Raw genomic sequence first — 20002 nt, forward strand, 5'->3', positions numbered from 1 at the left:
GCAATCGCGGATGGAACGGCAATCGCTATGGCTTTGCGGGCAACGGCGGCTTCCGCGCCTGGGACAACGGCTGGCGGCGGGATCGCCGCTATGACTGGTATGGCTGGCGCAACAGCCACCGCAATTTCTTTCGCGGCGGCTTCTACAACGCGCCGTTTCGCGGCTATTCCTACAGCCGGCTGAGCATCGGGATTTTCCTCGGATCGGCGTTTTATGATCAGCGGTACTGGATCAACAATCCGTGGGACTATCACCTGCCTGATGCCTATGGCCCCTATCGCTGGGTGCGCTACTTCAACGATGCGATCTTGGTCGACACCTTTACCGGCGAAGTGGTCGATGTGATTACCAACTTCGACTGGTGACCCTGCCTGAGCGAATGGTCCCCGCGCCCCTGCGCCGGCAGGGGCGCGGGGAGCTGTTCGCGTTGGGCGGGACCGAGACCTTGCAGCATTTGCCGCAGTGCGCCATGACACCGCCTGATCATGGTTCTCAAACGCCGCACAATGCATGCCGATCCAGACAGCCTGGCGCTGAAGAGCATGGGCAAGGCGGTCTGCGCGCGGCTTGATCTCGATCCGGCGGCTTATCGCCTCCCGGTCGAAGGATTGTCGATCTATGGCGTGGGCGGTTTTCTCTCCGCCAGCGAATGCGCGCGCCTGATCGAGATGGTCGATGCGGTGGCGGTGCCCTCGCCCACGTATCATGGCAACAGCGACGGCGGGCGCACCAGCTTCAGCGGCGATGTCGATCCATCGGCGCCCTTCATCCGCATGCTACAGCGACGGATCGACGATCTTCTGGGCATCGATCCAGCCTGCGGCGAAACCTTGCAAGGGCAGCGCTATACGCCCGGCCAGCAATTTCGCGCGCACTTCGATCATTTCGACCAGAGCGCCGCCTATTGGCCGGGCGAGCAGGCCCGCGGCGGCCAGCGCAGCTGGACCGCGATGGCGTATCTGAACGACGTCGAAGAAGGCGGCAGCACCGACTTTCCCAAGCTTGGCCTGTCGGTCGCGCCGCAGGTCGGCGCGCTGCTGGTCTGGGACAACATGAGCCCGAACGGCACCCCCAATCCGCTCAGCCTCCACGCCGGGATGCCTGTGATCAAGGGCACGAAGTATGTCGTGACCAAGTGGTATCGGGTGCGGCCATGGGCTTGAATTGCTCGTCCGCTCTGAAACCCGTGCGGGTTCTGCTGGCCGCCTTGATGATCGGCGGGGCGGGCAGCGCCGGCGCAGGGCAACAGCCGGGACCGCCGCGCGCCGCGCTCGATAGTCCGGCCAGTATGCCGGCAGCGCCGAGCGATGCCGGGCGGCAATTGGCGCAACTGTTTTTCGAGACCATCCGCGCCGAGCGCGCGCTCGATCCGATCGGCGCGCTCGAACGCGGCGACCGGGTTGATCCGGCGCATTTCCGGCTCATGTTCAAGCGCGAGTTGGCGCAACGGCGGCGCGCGCTCAACGCCGCCGCGTTGCAGCGGCTTGCGGCGATCGACCGCGGCGCGCTGAGCGAGGCGCAGCGCATTTCCTACGATGTGTTTCGCGCCGGGCAGGAAAGCACTGCGGCCGACTTGTCGCCGGCCATCGAGGCGATGGAGGCGGTCATGCCGTTCAACCACTTCGGCGGATTTCCGGTCGAGTTTCCGGGGCAAGTCGCCGCCGATTCGGCCATGCCGCTCGAAACGCGGGCAGACTTTCAATTGCGGTTGGCGCTACTTCGGGCGCTGCCCGGCGTGTTTGCCGATGCGATTGCGCGGTTTCGCGAAGGGATGGCCGCAGGCGTGCTCGAGCCGCGTGTGACAGTGCGCAACATGATCGCCCAAATCGACGCGGTGCTGGCCGAGCCGGTGGGCCGCTCGCCCTTTACCAGCCCTGCAGGGCAAGTTCCGCGCCGGTTTGGCCGCGCCGAACAGCAGCGGCTCGCGCTCGATTTCAGCGCGGCGACCCGCACGAAAGTCTATCCCGCCTACCGCGCCTTGCGCCGCTTTCTGGCGGAGGAATACTTGCCCGCTGCGCGCGAAACCGCCGGGTTGGTGGATTTACCCGGCGGCCCGCGCCTTTATCGCGCGCTGATCGCCCGCCATACCACGATCAACCTCGATCCCGATGCCGTGCACCAGCTTGGCCTGTCCGAAGTGGCGCGGATCCAGCGCGCGATGGAAGCGGTCAAGCGCGAGCTTGGATTTGCAGGGCCCCTGCCCGCCTTCTTTGATGCCATCCGCACCGATCCGCGTTTTCATCCCGCCAGCGCGGCCGAGCTTGAGCGCGGCTTTCGCAGCGTTGGCAAACAAGTCTCGCTGCTGGCGCCCGACTATTTTCTGCATCTCCCGCGCACCCCGCTCAAGATCGTGCCCTACGCCTCGTTCCGCGCGCGCTTCGATGCCGGCGGAAGCTATGGCCAAGGCTCGGCAGATGGCCGCCAGCCGGGGATTTTTTACTTCAATACTTACGATTTCAAGAGCCGCTTTCTGAGCGGCATCACCACGCTTTATCTGCACGAAGGGGTGCCGGGCCACCATTTCCAGATCAGTCTGGCGCAGGAAAACGCAAAGCTGCCCGACTTCCAGCGGTTTAGCGGCAACACCGCGTTCGACGAAGGCTGGGCGCTCTATGCCGAGACGCTGGGCTATGAAATGGGGCTCTACAAGGACCCGTTGCAGCACTGGGGTACTTTGGACGATGAGATGCTGCGCGCGATGCGGCTGGTGGTCGACACCGGGATCCACGCGCAGGGGTGGAGCCGCGAACGGGCGATTGCCTATATGCTGGCCAATTCGGGGATGGGCCGGAGCGACGCCATCGCCGAAGTGGAACGCTACATCGCCAATCCCGGCCAGGCGCTGGCCTACAAGATCGGCGCAATGACCATCCAGCGGCTGCGCGCCAAGGCCGAGCAGCAGCTGGGCAAGCGGTTCGATATCCGCGCCTTCCACGACGCGGTGCTGAGCAGCGGGGCTTTGCCGATGCCCGTGCTGGAGGGCAAGATCGACCGCTGGCTTGCCGCTCAGGCGTCCGCGCTGGCCCCCGCTCAGGCCCCCGCCAGCGCCTCGGCAATCAGGGCGCGGGTGCTTGCCACCCCATAAAGCGCGATGAAGCTGCCCATGCGCGGGCCTTGCGAAGAGCCGAGCAGCGTTTCGTAAAGCGCCTTGAACCAATCGCGCAGCGACTCAAATTCGTACTGCGGGTCTTTGCCGATGGCGTAGACCATGGTCTGGATGTCTTCTGCAGATGCGGCCTCATCGGCACTGGTCAGCGCGGCATCGAGCGCGGCCAGCGCGGCGGCCTCGTTGGGAAGCGGCGCGCGGCGCTGCAGCGTGGGGGCGACGAAATCGCGGTTATAGTCCAGCGCGCAAGTGACCAGCGTATCGAGCGCAGGGTGCGCCGCCGGATCGGCATCGGCGATATAATTGCCCAGATACGACCAGACTTGCGCGCGGGTGGCCTTGGCGCCGAGCACGCCGACAAGGTTGAGCAGCAAGCCGAACGTGACCGGCAAGGCATCGCCCGCGCCGCCCGCATAGCCATTGGTGCGCAGCAGATGCCAGACAGGGTTGCCCAATTGCTGATCGAGCGGCTGCTCGGCCAGCTTTTCGCGGAACTGCCAATATTCATCGACCGCGCGCGGGATGATCCCGACATGCAGCGACTTGGCACTCTTGGGCTCGCGGAAAAGGTAGAAGCCGAGGCTTTCCTCGCTGCCATAGGCGAGCCATTGTTCGATGGTGAGGCCATTGCCCTTGGACTTGGAGATCTTCTCGCCGTTCTCGTCGTTGAACAGCTCGTAGATCAGCCCTTCCGGCCGCCGTCCGCCAAGCACAGCGGCGATCTTGCCCGATTGCGTGACGCTGTCGGTCAAATCCTTGCCGCACATCTCGTAGTCGACGCCGAGCGCGGTCCAGCGCATCGCCCAATCGACTTTCCATTGCAGCTTCGACCGCCCGCCAAGCACCGATTGCTCGATCACTTCGCCGGTCATGTCGGTGAAGCGGATGATCCCGGCGGCAGCATCGACCACCTCGACCGGCACTTGCAGCACCTGATGATTGGTCGGCGAGATCGGCAGGACGGGCGAATAAGTCTTGCGGCGTTCCTCGCGCAGGGTGGGCAGCATGATGCCCATGATCGCCTCGAAATGCATCAGCACATTGATCAGCGCCGCATCGAAGCCGCCCGCGTTGTAGTGATCGCTCGCCGAGATGAATTCATAATCGAAGCCGAACCGATCCAGAAAATCGCGCAGCATTGCGTTGTTGTGATGCGCGAAACTTTCGAAGCGATCGAAGGGATCGGGAATGCGACTGAGCGGATGGCCGATATGCGCCGCGAGCAGCCCCTGGTTGGGCACGTTGTCGGGCACTTTGCGCAGCCCGTCCATGTCATCCGAAAAGGCGACCAACCGGGTGGGATGGCCCCCTGTCAGCGCTTCATAGGCGCGGCGCACGAACGTGGTGCGCAAAACCTCTTGAAAGGTGCCGATATGCGGCAGACCCGAGGGGCCATAGCCGGTTTCGAACACGACGGGCACGAGGTTGCCAGCGCCGTCGCGCTTGCCGCCGGGAAAGCGCTTGGCGATCTTGCGCGCTTCTTCGAAAGGCCAGGCCTTGGAGCTCTGCGCGGCGGCGATGAGGTCTTGCCCGGGCGCTTCGTGGACGAGCGAATCTGCGGTGGTCATAGCCCCTGCTCTTTCACGGCTGCGTTCATCTTGCGCAAGGAAAAGCTTTCTAAGTTGACATAGTTGACACAGTCCAGAGCACAAACTCCGGGGGCCTGAGAAACCACGCACAGAGCCCCCCAGGCGAAGCCAGAACACTGCAAATACTGGGTTTCCGGGCTGAACATGGGCGGGACTTAGCATGTTCTGGCGCTGTAGGAAAACCGCGCAGGAATTCGGTAACGGCTCGGTGCTAAGAACTGCGAGCGCCGTGCCGCTTTGCCTGAGCAGAGAGCCGCGAAGCGCAGGAGGCCGCGATGGACAGACCGCCGGTGATGATCGATCCTGAACTGGATGCCATTCTGCGCCGCGAGATGATGACCGGCGAGCGCATCCTGTGGCGCGGCCAGCCCAATCCGCACAAGCTCTATGCCGCGTTCGGGCTATGGTTGTTTGCGATTCCATGGACGGTGTTTGCGCTGTTCTGGGAGAGCATGGCGCTGATGATGCTGTGGGGCGGCGGCACCAAGACGCCGGCCGCGATCACATGGTCCTTCGGCATCGTGTTTCCGCTGTTCGGCCTGCCGTTCATCGTGATCGGATTTTACATGCTGGCGACCCCGTTCAAGGCGATCGCCAAGGCCAAGCGCACGATCTTCGCGTTGACCGACCGGCGCGTGCTGAGCGTGACAGCAGGCAAGAGCCGCGAGAGCGCCAGTGTCATGCTCGATCAGATGGGGCCGTTCAAGGTAAAGGCGGGCAGCGACGGCTATGGCAGCCTTGCCATCCAGACCGGCAGCTCGGTCGACAGCGACGGCGACCGGATCACCGAGACGTTCCTGATCGCCGGGGTTCCCGATGTCTCGCGGCTGGAGGGATTGCTCCTCGAACAACGTGCGCGGCTGGCGGGCGGGCGCGGCGCGGCGGCCTGATCGCTTGCGGGCCCCCTGATGGAAGGGCGGAACAAGGCAAGCTCCCATGGGTTAAAGGACCATTGGAGAGCATTTCCTATGGCCAGATTTTTACCCGGCAAACCGCCCAAAGGTCCGCGCAAAGCCCCGCACATCAGCACCGAAGACGTGCGCGCTGGAAGCACGCCGCATATCGTCCGTTATGTGCTGGCATTCAGCCTGCTGCTGGCGGTCCTCGCCATGTCTGCGGTCTGGATTATCCCGGCCGTCGCCCGCTGAGTCCACCCGCTGAGTCCACCCGAGACCGAGCGCCGCGTTAAGCAAAACTGCTGACTGTCAGCGCTACTTGCGCAGGTATATGCTTTGCTTTGGCCGTGCACCGGTCAATACGCGCATAGTCCCTAATTTGAGCGGTCTGCGCGCAAGAAGACAAGGACAATGTCATGTCAATCGAACTCCCCCCCCTGCCCTTTGCCGATGATGCGCTTGAGCCGCATCTGTCGGCGCACGCGCTGATGCTGCATCACGACAAGCATCACGCCAACTATGTCGCCAAGCTCAATGCTCTGGTTGAGAACGGGCCGCTGGCCGCGTTGCCGCTGGAGGAGATCATCCATGCCAGCGAAGATGACCTTGCCAGAAAGGACATCTACAACAACGCAGCGCAAGCTTGGAACCATGCCTTCTTTTGGAACTCGCTGAGTGCGGACGGGGCCGATAGGCCGGGAGGCTCGCTTGCCGCCGCCATCGACAAGGATTTTGGCAGCCTGGCCGCCTTCAAGGAAGCTTTCACCAAAGTGGCAGTCGGCGCTTTCGGTTCGGGCTGGATCTGGCTGGTAAGCGAGGCGGGCAAGCTGGCCATCATCAAGACGAGCAACGCCGAAACCCCGGTGGGTTCGCACCGCGTGCCGCTCGCGACGCTCGATGTGTGGGAACACGCCTATTACGTCGATTACGAAAACCGGCGGCCCGCCTATGTTAAGGCGTTTCTCGACAAGCTGATCAACTGGAACTTCGCCGCACGCAATCTGGACATGGCGCTGGTTGCCTGAGCGGGACGCGAAAATGCGGTGACGCCTTTCGGCGACACCGCATCCTCGTGGAGGAGCGCTTCAATTCAGGAGGCGGCTTCGCCGGGTGTTTGGGACACCATGCCCGGCGCGGGGAGAATTACTTCAGAAGGGACAGGACATTCTGCTGCGCCTGATTGGCCTGCGCGATCATCGCGGTGGAGGCCTGGCTCAGGATCTGCGCTTTGGCCATCATTGTCGTTTCGGCCGAATAATCGGTATCGAGGATGCGGCTGCGCGCATCGGACAAGTTGGTGACGTTGTCGTTGAGGTTGTTGACCGCCGATTCAAGGCGGTTCTGGCCGGCACCGAACGAGGCGCGCGCGGCGTTGACGGCAACAAGCGAGTCATCGACGTTGTCGATCGTGGTGCTGGCCAGCGCTGAGGTCGAGACATCGAGCGCCTGTGTGGCGGCGGCGGGATCATAGACCACGTTGCCGGTACCGAACATCTTCGAGCCGTCCATCGCCTTGCTGACGAGATCGACAGTGTCGGTCGTTTCCGAGCCGGTCTGGATCGAGAACAGCGTATCGTCTGCGCCTGCGGCGGCAGGCGCTGCGGGCGTCACGGTGAACAGCATGCTGCCGTTGAACTTGGCCTTTGACAGCACGTCGCTGATCTGGCCGGTGATGTTTGACACTTCCGATTGCATCGCGTCGCGGTCGGACTGCTGATAGGTTTCCGACTTCGCTTGGACGGCCAGTTCGCGCACACGCTGGAGCATCGCGGTCACTTCGTTGAGCGCACCGTCGGCGGTCTGCGCGAAGCTGATACCGTCGTTGGCATTGCGGATACCCTGGCCCATGCCCTTGATCTGCGCGGTCATCGTGGTGGTGATGGCGAGCCCTGCGGCATCGTCCTTCGCACCGTTGATGCGCTTGCCGGTAGAGAGGCGCTCCATCGCGATGCCGGACATCTTGGCGGCAGTGTTGGAGGCGTTTGTCGCCTTGATCGCGCTGATATTGGTGTTGATTACTGCCATGATCCCATTCTCCACTAGCGGGCCGCCGAAGCGCAAACCCGGTTGAAATCCCGAGGAGTAGGACGGCTGGCCCGCAAGTGGTTTAACCGTGCAGATGGTTAAGACAGGTTTCATCGGCATGCGGATGAATGCCTATGGGAAAAGCAGCGGCGCGGCCCGGCGGGCGCTTGCTCCGTGCGGCTTTTGCCTTCAGGGTCAAGCCATGTCGGCCGCCGCCCTTCCCGCATTGCACGCCAGCCACGGCGGATGCTGGATGCGCGATGCGCAGGGCAGAATGGCCGGGAGCACGCGCCCCATCGGCAAGGGCGAGGCGATCACCGCAGCGGCAGATGCGCCGCTGCTGATGCTCAACGCGCCGCTGGTGGCGAGCCGGCTGGGCTATCCTGATCTGGCGGGGCTCGATCTGCTGGAGCTGTTTGCCTTCATCCACCCCGCCCGCTTCATGGTGCCCACACCCAAAGGGCTGGCGCATGCGCTCGATCTGCCCGAACCGGCCAGCGACGATGCGGTGCCGGCCCTGTTGCAAACCGCCGCCGCGGCGCTGCTCGCGACGTGCGACGACCCGCTGTGGGGCGCGCGGGAGGGAGCGTGGAGCGCGCTGCAATCGCTGGCGCGGCTGCACTGGGGCTGGACCGATTTGCTGGCACAGCGCATCCGCAGGCCCGAGCGCGCCGAGCGCTGGCTGTTTGCCCGGCTGCCGGAATGGGAGGATGCGCCCGAGCGGCCGCAGCCCGCGCAGATTGTGCTCGAGGATGGCGAGATTGCCGGGCGGCTGGCCGAGCTGACCGGCAGCGGCGCGGAAACGCGCGCCGGGCAGCAAGACTATGCCCGCGCGGCGGGCGCAATGTTTGCCCCGCGCCGCGCGGTGCACCAGCCGCATATCCTGCTGGCGCAGGCGGGAACGGGCACCGGCAAGACGCTGGGCTATCTCGCCGCCGCATCCCTGTGGGCGCAGCGCAGCGGCGGGACGGTGTGGGTTTCGACCTTCACCAAGGCCTTGCAGCGCCAGCTGCGCCGCGAGAGCCGCCGTGCGTTTCCGGAAGTTCGTGACGGCAAGCCGCCGGTGGTGGTGCGCAAGGGCCGCGAGAATTACCTCTGCCTGCTCAATCTGGAAGATGCGCTGCAGGGCGGATTTACCGGGCGGGCGGCGATCATGGCGCAACTGGTGGCGCGCTGGGCCGCCTATAGCCAGGATGGCGACATGATCGGCGGCGATCTGCCCGGCTGGCTCGGCACGCTGTTTCGCCGCCGGGGGATCGCAGCGCTGACCGACCAGCGCGGCGAATGCGTTTATGCCGGGTGCCCGCATTACCGCAAATGCTTCATCGAGCGCGCGGCGCGGGCATCGGCGCAGGCCGAGCTGGTCATCGCCAACCATGCGCTGGTGATGGTCAATGCCGCGCGCGCCAGTGGGATCCGGGGCAGCGATGCGGCGCAGCGGCCGACGCGCATCGTGTTCGACGAAGGGCACCATGTGTTCGAAGCGGCAGATGCGATGTTTGCCGCCGCGCTCACCGGGGCGGAAACGATCGAGCTGCGCCGCTGGGTGATCGGGCCGGAGAGCAAATCGCGCGGGCGGCGGCGCGGGCTGGCCGCAAGGCTGGCCGATGTAGCAAGCTACGACGAGGAAGGCGCGCGCGCGATCGGGCAGGCGCGCAATGCGGCAGAGGCTCTGCCCGGCGATGGCTGGCTGGCGCGGATGAGCGAAGGCGCCCCTTATGGCCCGATCGAGACGCTGCTTGCCGCCACGCGCACGCTGGTGCTGGCGCGCGACGAGAGCGGCGGGCAGGACGCAGGCTATGGGCTGGAGACCGAAGCCGCCGAACTGGGCGGCGCTTACATCGAAATTGCGGGGCATGCGCAGGAAGCGCTGGAGGCGCTGCGTCAGCCGCTGGTGCGGCTGGGGCTACGGCTCGAAGCGTTGATGGCCGACGGGCCGGACTGGCTCGACGGACCGGCGCGCGCGCGGATCGAAGGCGCGCGCGGCGCGATTGGCTGGCGCGCCGATCTGCTGGCCGGATGGATCGCGCTGCTGGCGCGGCTCGGCGGGCCGGGCGACCCCGACTTTGTCGACTGGCTGGCGCTCGACCGCTCGGATGGGCGCGAATGGGATGTCGGGCTGCACCGGCGCTATCTCGATCCGATGAAGCCGTTTGCCGCCGCCGTGCTCGCGCCTGCGCACGGGGTGATGATGACCAGCGCCACCTTGCGCGACGGGCATGACTGGGACAGCGCGATTGCGCGCAGCGGCGCGGGCTATCTCGACGTCACGCCGCAGCTGTTTGCCGCCGACAGCCCGTTCGATTATGCGAGCCAGGCCGAAGTGCTGATCGTGACCGACGTGCCCAAGGGCGATATCCCGGCGCTGGCGGCGGCTTATGCGCAACTGATCGAGGCGGCGGGCGGCGGCGCGCTGGGTCTGTTTACCGCGATCCGGCGGCTGCGCGCGGTGAATGGGCGGATCGCCGACCGGCTGGCGCGCGGCGGGCTGGCGCTGTTTGCCCAACATGTCGACCCCATCGACACGGGCACGCTGGTCGACATTTTCCGCGACGATCCGCGCGCTTCGTTGCTGGGCACCGACGCGCTGCGCGACGGGGTCGATGTGCCGGGCCATTCGCTGCGGCTGGTGGTGATGGAGCAAGTGCCCTGGCCCAAGCCTTCGATCCTGCACCGCGCGCGGCGGCTGGCCGCCTCGGCAAGAGGGGGCGGCCAAGCCCACGATGACCATATCATCCGGGCGCGGCTGGCGCAGGCCTTTGGCCGCCTGATCCGCACGCGTACCGACCGCGGGCATTTCGTGGTGCTGTCGTCGGCTTTCCCCTCGCGCCTGCTCAGCGCGTTTCCGGCGGGAACACCGGTTCATCGCTTAACGCTCGATGCGGCTTTACAACGCGTGTCGGGCGGTGTTTCTGCGCGCGAGACTGCGCTGCCCCATGAATCGCGCGCCGAGAAAGAAGGGCCTTGACCGTGAAGACCCTCGCCCTGTTTCGCCATGCCAAATCGGACTGGTCCGATGCGCGCGCGCGCGATTTCGACCGGCCGCTCAATGCGCGCGGGCTTCGCGGCGCGCTGGCGATGGGGCAACACATCATGGCCGGCGGCTGGCACTTCGACCGGGTGATCGCCTCGCCCGCCGTGCGCGTGGCCGAAACGATCGAACAGGCGAGCAAGGCGTGGGGCCGCAGCTTTCCAGTCGAGTGGGACCGGCGGATCTATCTGGCGAGCTCGGCAACGCTGATCGATCTGCTGCGCGAAGTGGGCGGCGATCCGGCCAGCGTGCTGATGGTCGGACACAATCCCGGGCTGGAAGACCTGATATTCGATCTGGTGCCGCAGGATAGCGCCAATCCGCTGCGCGCCGAAGTCGAGATCAAGTTTCCCACCGCGACATTTGCGGTGATGGAGCTGGCCATCGAGCGTTGGGACCAGCTCGCCGAGCGCTGCGCCCGGCTGACCCACCTGACCCGCCCGCGCGACCTCGATCCCGAACTGGGGCCGGACCTGAACGATTAAGCGCAAGTTGGCAGTGCGCTAGCCGCTTGCGGCCCATTTTGACGGCCTCCCCAGCAAAGACGTTCACACTGCACATGTTGAAAATATTTGACATTGGCTGGATCGATGCCATCTATGTAGAAGATATTTTACATAGGGGGGATTGATGACATTTCGTGAACGCTCAGCATGGGTGATGAGCTGCATGCTCATTCTGGTCGGCGGATTTTACCTCAAGCTGGTGATCGGGGATGGCGTCCCCCCATCCGCTGCGGCTATTCCCTTGGTGCTTTTCACCGTCGTTCTGTCGATCGCAGCGCAAATTGTTCTGGCGCTCATGTCTCCTCGCGAAACGTCCACCCCCGCAGACGAACGCGAGCGGCTGGTGATCGACAAGGCAGCCCATTTCTCATCTTATGTCTTGCCAACCGGCGTCGTCGCGGGCCTTGGCTGGTTTATGGCCTCGCAAGACGGGATGGCGCTGTTTCACATCGCCCTGACATCGCTGGTTGTCGGTCAGATCATTGAATATGGCATGCAGATTTTCCTGCTTCGCTCCAAAGTTTGATCCATGGGAAAGCCACCCCCAATCACGAACCGGGTCCGCGAACTTCGCGAGGCGCATGGCCCGATGAGCCAGGCAGCCTTGGGAGAAGCGGTCGGCGTTACCCGCCATACGATCATCGCAATCGAGCAAGCTCGTTATTCACCTAGCCTCGAAACCAGCTTCCGCATTGCACGGGTATTCAATGTCGGACTTGAAGACGTTTTTGGTTGGGAAGGCGATTAGAGACCGATCTTCCTTTAGGTCGGTGTCGCATGCGAATTCGCTCAGGATGCGTGTTCCAGAATGGACGCAGCTTGGGCCAGCGCCGCGCTTATTCGTCAAGCGCGGCGTTGAGCCGGTCGTGAATGCCTTCGAGATGGCCACGCAGCACGCGCAGCGCGGTGATGATCTCCTGCACTTCGGGCTCGGCGGCAGCTCGTTCAGGCGGATCGGAGGCCGCAGGCGCAGCCAGCACTGGAGCGTTGAACGGGGCCTGCGCGTCTTCGTAGACCGCGGCCTTCGTCTTAGCCGTGCCCGCTCCCTGGCCCGCTCCCTCGCCCCCCGCCTCAATCGCGAGCCGCGCGCCGCGGATAGTGTAACCCTCGCAGTGCAGCAGGCGATCAATCTCGCAGATCAGGGCGATATCTTCGGTTCGGTAGTATCGCCGCCCGCCGGCACGGGTGAGCGGGCGGAGCATCGGAAACTGCTCCTCCCAATAGCGCAGGACATGGTGCTTGATGCCGAGCGCTTTGGCGACCTCGCCAATCGTGCGCAGCGCGCCAGTCTCCTTGCCATCATCGAAAACCGATCGATTGCTGCTGGAAGGAACCGGATTTTCCATATTCTAGCGCGTGATCATTCGACTTCGGCGATCCGTTCCTTGAGCATCTGGCTCGCCCGGAAGGTCATGACCCGGCGCGGGGTGATGGGCACTTCGACGCCGGTTTTCGGATTGCGGCCCAGTCGCTCGGACTTGTCGCGCAGAATGAAGGTGCCAAAGCCGGAAATCTTGACGTTTTGCCCCTGCGCCATGGCATTGCTCATATGTTCAAGAATACCTTCGACCAGATCAAGCGAGTCTGCCCGGCTCAGGCCGACTCTGCGATTGATGCTGTCTGCCAGATCGGCTCGCGTAAGAGCCCCAACCGTACGCATTTCCAAACTTCTCCCCACGACGACGAATGCGAGAGGGAGCTTGTTAAACCGTTTTTAACCGTTGGCAAGATAGTGACCGGACCTATAACGATTGATATGTAAGGAAAAAATACAAATCACCGAAATCGATTGCAGGATTTACAAGCGCACCAAGCTGGCACCCCAGGTGAAGCCGCCGCCCATCGCCTCAAACACTACCAGATCGCCCGGCTTGATCCGGCCGTCGCGCACCGCGACATCGAAGGCCAGCGGCACCGAGGCGGCGCTGGTATTGGCATGGCGGTCCACCGTGACGACCAGCTTTTCAGGCGCAAGGCCAAGCTTGCGCGCGGTCGCCTCAAGGATGCGCAGATTGGCCTGATGCGGCACTACCCAATCGATATCGCCGGGCGAAATTCCCGCAGCATGCAGCACTTCTTCAAGAACCGCAGCGAGATTGACCACCGCATGGCGAAAGACCTCGCGCCCTTTCATCCTGAGCTTGCCGACCGTTCCGGTCGTCGAAGGCCCGCCATCGACATAGAGCAACTGGTTGTAAGCGCCATCGGCATGAAGCCGCGAGGCGATGATTCCCGGCGAGGCGGGATCGGTCTCATCGACTTCGCCCGCTTCGAGCACTACCGCGCCCGCGCCATCGCCGAACAGCACGCAAGTGCCGCGATCCTCCCAATCGAGCAGACGGCTCATCGTCTCGGCGCCGATGACCAGCGCGCGGCGCGCACCGCCAGTGCGCAGCATCGCGTCCGCCGTCGCCAGCGCATAGAGAAAGCCCGAACAGACCGCCGCGACATCGAACGCGATCCCGCCGCGGCAGCCGATGGCATTCTGGACGATCGTGGCCGTGGCCGGAAAAGTCTGATCCGGGGTGGTGGTGGCCAGCACGATCAGATCGATCGATGCGCCCTCCATCCCAGCCGCTTCCAGCGCGCGCTGGGCGGCCAGAATCGCAAGGCTGGCGGTGGTTTCGCCCTCCCCCGCCAGATAGCGATTGCGGATGCCAGTCCGCTCGGTGATCCAGGCGTCGGTGGTATCGACCAGCGCCGCAAGCTCGTCGTTGGAAACGGCGCGAACGGGGAGCGCCGAACCGCTGCCCCGGACCAGCGAACGCACGATCATGCGGCCGGTTCCGCAGTTTGCGGGCTTCTGCGCAAGGCGACATTGGCCGAACGCTGAAGATCGGCAGCGATACGCTCGGTCAGGTTTTCGGCCAGCAGGCGGGCAGTGACATCGACCGCATGCGCCACGCCCAGTGCCGTGGCCCCGCCGTGGCTTTTCACGACAATGCCATTGAGCCCCAGAAACACCGCGCCATTATGATTGTTGGGATCGAGGTGATGCTTGAGCAGCTCGGTCGCGGGCCGGGAGATCAGAAAGCCGAATTTGGAGCGCAGCGAGCTGGCAAAGCTGCGCTTGAGCAGATCGGCGACGAACCGCGCTGCGCCCTCCATCGCTTTCAAGGCGATATTGCCGGAAAACCCGTCGGTCACGGCCACGTCAAAATCCCCGCGTGACAGCTTGTCCGCTTCGATGAAGCCGTCAAAGCTGAATTCCAGCCGCAGCGCCGCTTCTTTCAGCAGCGCGGCGGCTTCGCGCAGTTCGCCGGTGCCCTTGGTTTCCTCCGACCCGATATTGAGCAGGCGCACGCGCGGATTTTCGAGCCCGTTGACAATCCGCGCATAAGCCGCGCCCATGATCGCAAACTGCACCAGATTGCGCGCATCGCATTCGGCATTCGCGCCGAGATCGAGCATGATCAGATCGTGCTTGCCCAAGGTCGGCATCAAGGCGGCCAGCGCCGGGCGATCGATTCCGGGCACCATGCGCAGCGCCACTTTGGCCATCGCCATCAAGGCGCCGGTGTTGCCCGCGCTAACCGCCGCGCCCGCCTCGCCGCGCTTCACCGCGTCGATGGCGAGGCCCATGGAGGTCGTTTTTGCGCGGCGCAGCGCCTGTGTCGGCTTTTCATCGCCGCTGACGACATCGGGCGCATGAAGGATTTCGGATGCTGCGCGCAGATTGGGATGGCGGGAAAGCGCCTGCTTTATCCGCTCTTCATCGCCGACCAGCAGGATTTTGAACTGATCATGGCGCGTGCGCGCAAGCGCGGCACCTTCGACCATGACACGCACGCCTTCATCGCCGCCCATCGCGTCAACGGCGATACGCGGCAATGTCATAGTCGGCGCTTCTCCCTTAGTCGGACGTCAAAGGCCGACAGCGATGATCTCACGGCCATTATAGTGGCCACAGGCACCGCAGAGCATATGCGGACGCTTCAGTTCGCCGCAATTGCTGCATTCGTGGAAAGCATCGACCTTCAGCGCATCGTGGCTGCGGCGCATGCCACGGCGTGACGGCGAGGTCTTTCGTTTGGGGACGGCCATTGCGGCACCTGTTCCTGATCTAAGGGTCGTTATGTTTTGATGGCGATAGGCAAAACCAGCACCGCACACAACCCCTGTGCGCGCGCGCGGTGGGACTACATAGCAAACTGGAATCGCCCGTCGCAGGCGAAGCGCGCGTATACGTAATTTTGGGTGCTTTGCAAGCTTGGGAAGGCTACCAACGAAATTCGAGGGGCGAGCGGCGACCACATCGGGGCCGCGCCGAGGAAAACAAGGCCGATACGATGATCCTGACCACCACACTCTGCGCCGGTGCCGCTGCGGCCATTCTGAATATCTGGCTGGGCCTGCGCATCGGCCAACTTCGCACCACCCTCAAGATATCCATCGGCGATGGCGGCAGCGAACCGCTGGTGCGGCGGATGCGCGCGCAGGCCAATTTCATCGAAAACGCGCCCTTGGTGCTCTTGCTGATCGCCGCGATCGAGCTGGCCCGCCCGGGCGACACGGTGCTGATGGCCATCGCCGCGATCTTCACCGTGGGCCGCGTGCTGCACGGACTTGGCATGGATGGCGGCGCGCTGGCGGCGGGGCGGATGATCGGCACGCTTTCGACGCTGCTGGTTCAGCTGGCGCTGGCGATCTGGGCGGTCAAGATCGCGCTGGGCTACTGATCAGCCGAGCACGTAGTCACTCACATAACCGTTGGTCTTGCGCTCTTGGCCAAAGGTGCTGGTGGGGCCGTGGCCGGGCACGAAGGTGATGTCGTTGCCCAGCGGCCAGAGCTTTTGCGTGATCGAATCGATCAAATCCTGATGATTGCCCAGCGGAAAATCGGTGCGGCCGATCGAGCCTTGAAAGATGACATCGCCGACAATCGCAAAGCGTGACGGCTGGTGGACGAATACCACGTGGCCGGGAGTGTGGCCCGGGCAGTGGATCACATCGAGCACGAGATCGCCCAGCGTGACAGTGTCGCCATCTTGCAGCCAGCGGTCCGGCTCGAAAATCTCGCCGTGAATGCCCCAGCGCTTGCCATCGTCGGCCAGCTTGTTGATCCAGTAGCGATCCGCCTCGTGCGGGCCCTCGATCGGCACGCCCAGTTCGCGCGCCAGCACCCCGGTGCTGCCGCAATGATCGATGTGGCCGTGCGTCACCAGCAGCTTTTCGATGGTGACGCCAGAGCGCGCGATGGCGAGCTTCAGCTTGTCTAGATCGCCGCCCGCATCGATGAACGCGCCGCGCATGGTCTTGGTGCACCACACCAGCGTGCAATTCTGCTGGAGCTGGGTGACGGGGATGATCGCCACTTTGAAGGGCGGTTGCTGGGTTTCGGTCATGGCGCGAACTTGGCGATGGTGGGCGCGGAAGGCAAGAGTTGTTGGACTAAAGCCGCCCGCCCTTCCACACCACGCGGCCGACGATGGTGGTGTCGCGTTCGGGCCGCTCGCTACGCGGATAGGCGGGGTTGTCGCTGATCACGCGCAAGAGGCCGGCCGGGCCCGCCTCGATCCGCTTGACCAGCAGGACATCGTCGAGCCGGATGACGTGGATGCCGGCGCGCATCGCGGTGAGGCTGCGATCGACGATGATCTCGTCGCCATCGCGCAAGGTCGGCTCCATCGAATCGCCCTCGACCTCGACAACGCTGAGCGTGGCAGGATCGAGCCCCAGCCGCCGCAGCCAGCGGTGCGAAAAGCGCAAGGCGCCGCTGGGCCGCTCGGCATCGGCGAGCGCGCCCGGGCCGGCCGAAGCGCCCAGCGGCAGGCGGGGAATATCGGCCCATTCGGCGGGCGCGGGCTTGGCACCCGGCGGCGCGGCAGCCGCGCGCATGCCGGGAGTAAGCACGCTTTCGCGCGGCGCTCCGCCCAGTTCGGCCTCGTCCACGCCGAAGAATTCGGCGAGCGTGCGCCGGTCGTTCTCCTCCAGCTTGCGCGGCGAACCCTTGCGCACGAACTGCTGCAGATAGCTGGCGTTGCGATCCAGCAAGCCGGACAGCGCCGCAAGGCTGATCCGGCGCGAGGCCGCCAGCGCGACGAGGCGCTCGCGCACCGGATCAACTGTCTCGATTCGGGAATCCATCACCTACCTCCATATCGGAAGAATATTCTCTAGACGTGTAGGATTTTTCCGTCAACAAAAGAAAAATGCTTTTGCGACTCATCTGGGAAGAAAGTGTGATGCTGATCCTGAAAATCGACCAGTTCCTTGACCTGACCGGCATGCCGGTGACCAAATTCGGCCGGCTGGCCGCGCATGATCCCCGCTTTGTTGGCGATCTGCGCAATGGCCGCGCACCGCGTCCCGCGACAGTATCACGAGTGGAACATTTCATGAACGACTATCGGAGCAACACCCATGTGGCTTGATCGCACTCTGTTCGAACGCAAATCGGCCCCTGCCCCGCGCGTGCGCATCAGCCCGGCCGAACGGCTGCTGCGCGCGGTGCGCGCGCTCGCCGGAGCCAGCGCGGAGATGATCAGCCATACCGAGACGCCCTGGGCCAGCGTGACATTCGCCGGATCGCGCCACACCATGGTGCTGCGCTTTGCCGGGTGGGAAGCCTGCGACGATGCCGAGCATTTCCGCCGGCAATTGCCCGAGCACGAGTTTACCATCCCCGGCGTGCTGGTCGCAGACGCGGCGGCGAGCATCGCGCACCAGATCCTGCTGCCCGAGCCATGGATGGAGCTTGAAGTGGACCTGCTGCTGCTCGATGATTGAGTGGGGCGCGCGGCGGATCGATCCAGGTGCGGGGTTGCAGATTTTGGGCAGGATGCTTCAGTACCCGAGCGCGTAGTCCACTTGCCATTCCAGCGGCTCGCCGCGTCCATAGCGGGCCATATTGGCGAGGAAACGCTCGGCCGAACGGGGAAACATCTTGTCCTGCGCGCGGCCCGAGAGGTGCATCGTGACATGCGCCCCCGGAAGCGACCAGAGCGGATGCTCCGGCGGCAGCGGCTCGGGCGTGGTGACATCGAGGAACGCGCCGCCGATGCGCTTTTCGGCGAGCGCCGCAACCAGCGCATCCTGATCGATCACGCTCCCGCGCGCGATATTGATGAGCGCAGCGGTGGGCTTCATCGCGGCAAGCTCGGCCGCGCCGATCATCGCTTCGGTTTCCGCCGTGGCGGGCACCGCGAGGATCACCCAGTCAAACTTGCCCAGCTGCGCGCGCCACTCATGCGGCTGGAGCACGCCTTCGCCCGCAGAACGGCGCACTTTGGTGACTTCGACGGCGAAGCCTTGCAACATGCGATCGACCAGCCCGCCGATCGCGCCATAGCCCACGATCAGCGCCTTGCTGCCGGCCAGCTCGATTTTGCCCGGCGAATCGGTCAACCACTCATGGCGGCTTTGGGCATGCACCACCTCGCGGTAGCCCTTGGCCATGGTGAGCATGCCCATGACGACATATTCGGCGATGGTAATCGCGCTGATCCCCGCGCCATTGGTGAAAACCACCCCGCGCTGCGCCATCAGATCGAGCGGAAAGCCATCGATCCCGGCATAGATCGAGGTGAGCCACTTGAGCTTTTCCGCCCGCTCGATCGCGCGGACCATGTCGTCCTTGTCTTCCAGATCGAACCAGCCAATCTCGGCCTCGGGCGCCATTTCCAGCAATTCCTGCCGGTGACGGAAATAGCGGGCGTCGATCCAATCGGGCAGATGCGGCTCGATCACCGGGCGGGCGAGCGCATTCATGACGAGCACAGTCTTGGGGACGGTCATTGCCCTGATTTTCCTTGCTATGGACGGGATTTGCGCAGCGCGATGTCGGCCGCAATCGTCTTTACCAGCGCCGCGCGCAGGCCTTTGGCGAAGCTGGGGGCGATCATGTCATCGATCAGCCACTGGCTGCCAACCTGGCTGAGCACGAAGCGCAGCGGCGGGCGGCGGCTGGACAGCGTCACGGTCACTTCGCGCCGCCCCGCGCCAAGCGGCACGGCGCGGATCACGCGTGGCCGCAAGGAGGACGCATCCCAATCCTGACATTGGCACAGCCAGTCAAAATCCGAGAGATCGTCGAGTTCATCTGTCGGTGTAACCGCGCGCCACCGCGCGATCAGCGTGCGCAGCGAAGCAGTGTAGATCGGCCGCTCCCACGCGGAAAGCTCCATCTGCGCGCTGCGGTACGGCGCATAGATCGCCGCGACGGCGGCCTCGGGCGTAGAGAGCTTCGCGGCGGCCAGAGCCAGTGTTGCCAAGAACATGTGAGCCTCCAATCCCAGCCGAGCGGGTCGCGGATCAGGCGCGCCGCTGCTCTATTTCGTTGCGCGCCGCATCAGCAAGGAAAGCGCTGCGGGTAAGATGCCGTTCGGCGGCGGCTTTGTCGATAGCGTCGAGCATGCCGCGATCCATCGAGATATTGGCGCGCACCTGTCGCCCGGTACGGCGGATATGCGGCACCGCCAAGATGAACGCCCCAGCTGCAAGATCATCCGCTGCTGCCGCGCGAATGGCCTCAAGGCTGCGCGGCGGGGCGACCTCGGCCGCATCCTCGAACCACAGCTCCAGCGCTTCACAAGCATTGGGCACAAGTGCCTCCGCTTCGTCCGCCGCCGAAAAACAGCCCGGAAGGTCGGGAAAATGGACCCCAAAGGCGCTATCTGCGTCCTTGTGGACCACGGCGTAGTAGTAGTTCATTGCCAGCCTGCCATTCTTGCGATGCTGCGCGCGGTGCCCGTGGGCAAGTCCTTCTTGGGGTGCGGTACGATCACCACCAGGCCCCCTTTACGAAACTTGTGATGCGATCCCTTGATTGCCACAAGCACAAAACCATCCGCGAGCAGCCGTTGGACAATCTTCCGGCTATCACGCGCCATGCGCAATTATATACACAT

The 20002-nt window shown here is 64.3% G+C and carries 26 protein-coding genes; 13 read left to right on the forward strand and 13 right to left on the reverse strand.

All coding sequences use genetic code 11. The features are described 5' to 3' along the window. The 3 genes from Q0O40_RS01365 to Q0O40_RS01375 all read left to right on the forward strand — a co-directional run. Positions 1-365: RcnB family protein (locus Q0O40_RS01365; RefSeq protein WP_295525240.1), on the forward strand; the 365-nt coding region annotated here is incomplete at its 5' end. A gap of 120 nt (positions 366-485) precedes the next feature. Further along, on the forward strand, positions 486-1163 hold the full coding sequence (locus Q0O40_RS01370) for a 2OG-Fe(II) oxygenase (protein WP_295525242.1): 678 nt from the start codon (positions 486-488) through the stop codon (positions 1161-1163). 23 nt (positions 1164-1186) lie between these two features. Beyond that, complete coding sequence (locus tag Q0O40_RS01375) at positions 1187-3085, forward strand: DUF885 family protein (protein ID WP_295525244.1); 1899 nt, start codon at positions 1187-1189, stop codon at positions 3083-3085. Here Q0O40_RS01375 and Q0O40_RS01380 read toward each other — a convergent pair. After that, positions 3031-4674 carry a lysine--tRNA ligase gene (locus Q0O40_RS01380; protein ID WP_295525246.1) on the reverse strand — a complete coding sequence of 548 codons (1644 nt, stop codon included), beginning with the start codon at positions 4672-4674 and terminating at the stop codon, positions 3031-3033. The two genes, Q0O40_RS01375 and Q0O40_RS01380, sit on opposite strands and share 55 nt — an antisense overlap. A 296-nt stretch (positions 4675-4970) precedes the next feature. Here Q0O40_RS01380 and Q0O40_RS01385 point away from each other — a divergent pair, with 296 nt between their 5' ends. The 3 genes from Q0O40_RS01385 (at position 4971) to Q0O40_RS01395 (ending at position 6616) form a co-directional block, all read left to right on the forward strand. Further along, positions 4971-5585 (forward strand): hypothetical protein, encoded by a 615-nt coding sequence (locus tag Q0O40_RS01385; RefSeq protein ID WP_295525249.1) that lies wholly within the window; start codon positions 4971-4973, stop codon positions 5583-5585. A gap of 78 nt (positions 5586-5663) precedes the next feature. After that, positions 5664-5843, forward strand: coding sequence for a hypothetical protein (locus Q0O40_RS01390; RefSeq protein ID WP_295525251.1), 180 nt, complete (start codon positions 5664-5666; stop codon positions 5841-5843). 164 nt (positions 5844-6007) lie between these two features. Beyond that, positions 6008-6616 carry a superoxide dismutase gene (locus Q0O40_RS01395; RefSeq protein WP_295525254.1) on the forward strand — a complete coding sequence of 203 codons (609 nt, stop codon included), beginning with the start codon at positions 6008-6010 and terminating at the stop codon, positions 6614-6616. A gap of 118 nt (positions 6617-6734) precedes the next feature. On the opposite strand, the gene Q0O40_RS01400 is transcribed toward Q0O40_RS01395, so the two are convergent. Beyond that, positions 6735-7616, reverse strand: coding sequence for a flagellin (locus Q0O40_RS01400; protein WP_295525256.1), 882 nt, complete (start codon positions 7614-7616; stop codon positions 6735-6737). A 202-nt stretch (positions 7617-7818) separates the two neighbouring features. Here Q0O40_RS01400 and Q0O40_RS01405 point away from each other — a divergent pair, with 202 nt between their 5' ends. From Q0O40_RS01405 to Q0O40_RS01420, 4 genes are all read left to right on the forward strand, one after another. Then, positions 7819-10584, forward strand: coding sequence for an ATP-dependent DNA helicase (locus Q0O40_RS01405; RefSeq protein ID WP_295525258.1), 2766 nt, complete (start codon positions 7819-7821; stop codon positions 10582-10584). Between the two features lie 2 nt (positions 10585-10586). Further along, complete coding sequence (locus Q0O40_RS01410; RefSeq protein WP_295525378.1) at positions 10587-11132, forward strand: histidine phosphatase family protein; 546 nt, start codon at positions 10587-10589, stop codon at positions 11130-11132. 145 nt (positions 11133-11277) lie between these two features. Then, positions 11278-11679, forward strand: a complete 402-nt coding sequence (locus Q0O40_RS01415; protein WP_295525261.1) for a hypothetical protein — start codon at positions 11278-11280, stop codon at positions 11677-11679. A 3-nt stretch (positions 11680-11682) separates the two neighbouring features. Next, on the forward strand, positions 11683-11901 hold the full coding sequence (locus tag Q0O40_RS01420; RefSeq protein ID WP_295525264.1) for a helix-turn-helix transcriptional regulator: 219 nt from the start codon (positions 11683-11685) through the stop codon (positions 11899-11901). Between the two features lie 88 nt (positions 11902-11989). Here the strand turns inward: Q0O40_RS01420 and Q0O40_RS01425 are convergent, their stop codons facing one another. From Q0O40_RS01425 to rpmF, 5 genes are all read right to left on the reverse strand, one after another. Continuing rightward, positions 11990-12499, reverse strand: a complete 510-nt coding sequence (locus Q0O40_RS01425; RefSeq protein ID WP_295525266.1) for a MerR family transcriptional regulator — start codon at positions 12497-12499, stop codon at positions 11990-11992. 14 nt (positions 12500-12513) lie between these two features. Further along, positions 12514-12813 carry an integration host factor subunit alpha gene (locus Q0O40_RS01430; protein ID WP_295525268.1) on the reverse strand — a complete coding sequence of 100 codons (300 nt, stop codon included), beginning with the start codon at positions 12811-12813 and terminating at the stop codon, positions 12514-12516. 138 nt (positions 12814-12951) lie between these two features. Then, a complete protein-coding gene (locus Q0O40_RS01435) occupies positions 12952-13929 on the reverse strand; it encodes a beta-ketoacyl-ACP synthase III (protein WP_295525271.1) in 978 nt (325 codons plus the stop codon). Continuing rightward, the gene (plsX, locus tag Q0O40_RS01440; RefSeq protein ID WP_295525274.1) at positions 13926-14990 is read right to left on the reverse strand and encodes a phosphate acyltransferase PlsX; all 1065 of its coding nucleotides are present in this window, start codon (positions 14988-14990) and stop codon (positions 13926-13928) included. The genes Q0O40_RS01435 and plsX overlap by 4 nt, the downstream gene beginning before the upstream one ends. A 27-nt stretch (positions 14991-15017) precedes the next feature. Continuing rightward, positions 15018-15197: a 50S ribosomal protein L32 gene (gene rpmF, locus Q0O40_RS01445; RefSeq protein WP_292930218.1), complete on the reverse strand. Its 180-nt coding sequence runs from the start codon at positions 15195-15197 to the stop codon at positions 15018-15020. Between the two features lie 245 nt (positions 15198-15442). Here rpmF and Q0O40_RS01450 point away from each other — a divergent pair, with 245 nt between their 5' ends. Then, on the forward strand, positions 15443-15832 hold the full coding sequence (locus Q0O40_RS01450; protein ID WP_295525279.1) for an MAPEG family protein: 390 nt from the start codon (positions 15443-15445) through the stop codon (positions 15830-15832). Here the strand turns inward: Q0O40_RS01450 and Q0O40_RS01455 are convergent, their stop codons facing one another. Then, the gene (locus Q0O40_RS01455; RefSeq protein ID WP_295525282.1) at positions 15833-16498 is read right to left on the reverse strand and encodes an MBL fold metallo-hydrolase; all 666 of its coding nucleotides are present in this window, start codon (positions 16496-16498) and stop codon (positions 15833-15835) included. It lies immediately after the preceding gene. A 46-nt stretch (positions 16499-16544) separates the two neighbouring features. Then, positions 16545-17240, reverse strand: coding sequence for a S24 family peptidase (locus tag Q0O40_RS01460; RefSeq protein ID WP_295525285.1), 696 nt, complete (start codon positions 17238-17240; stop codon positions 16545-16547). A 98-nt stretch (positions 17241-17338) separates the two neighbouring features. Between Q0O40_RS01460 and Q0O40_RS01465 the strand changes: the two genes are divergently transcribed. Further along, positions 17339-17527, forward strand: a complete 189-nt coding sequence (locus Q0O40_RS01465) for a hypothetical protein (protein ID WP_295525380.1) — start codon at positions 17339-17341, stop codon at positions 17525-17527. After that, positions 17517-17882 (forward strand): hypothetical protein, encoded by a 366-nt coding sequence (locus Q0O40_RS01470; RefSeq protein WP_295525288.1) that lies wholly within the window; start codon positions 17517-17519, stop codon positions 17880-17882. Before Q0O40_RS01465 ends, Q0O40_RS01470 begins: the two co-directional genes overlap by 11 nt. A gap of 57 nt (positions 17883-17939) precedes the next feature. Here the strand turns inward: Q0O40_RS01470 and Q0O40_RS01475 are convergent, their stop codons facing one another. Genes Q0O40_RS01475 through Q0O40_RS01490 form a run of 4 tightly spaced genes read right to left on the reverse strand, consistent with a single transcriptional unit; the run spans position 17940 to position 19984 of the window. Further along, positions 17940-18890 carry an NAD(P)-dependent oxidoreductase gene (locus Q0O40_RS01475; protein ID WP_295525290.1) on the reverse strand — a complete coding sequence of 317 codons (951 nt, stop codon included), beginning with the start codon at positions 18888-18890 and terminating at the stop codon, positions 17940-17942. Between the two features lie 17 nt (positions 18891-18907). Continuing rightward, the gene (locus Q0O40_RS01480; protein ID WP_295525294.1) at positions 18908-19372 is read right to left on the reverse strand and encodes a DUF3828 domain-containing protein; all 465 of its coding nucleotides are present in this window, start codon (positions 19370-19372) and stop codon (positions 18908-18910) included. Positions 19373-19406: 34 nt separating this feature from the next. After that, a complete protein-coding gene (locus Q0O40_RS01485; protein WP_295525296.1) occupies positions 19407-19805 on the reverse strand; it encodes a type II toxin-antitoxin system HicB family antitoxin in 399 nt (132 codons plus the stop codon). After that, positions 19802-19984 (reverse strand): type II toxin-antitoxin system HicA family toxin, encoded by a 183-nt coding sequence (locus Q0O40_RS01490; RefSeq protein ID WP_295525299.1) that lies wholly within the window; start codon positions 19982-19984, stop codon positions 19802-19804. Before Q0O40_RS01490 ends, Q0O40_RS01485 begins: the two co-directional genes overlap by 4 nt. Between the last annotated feature and the right edge of the window lie 18 nt (positions 19985-20002).

Origin of the sequence: Novosphingobium sp. Chol11 (assembly GCF_945870625.1) — a bacterium.
GTDB lineage: Bacteria > Pseudomonadota > Alphaproteobacteria > Sphingomonadales > Sphingomonadaceae > Novosphingobium.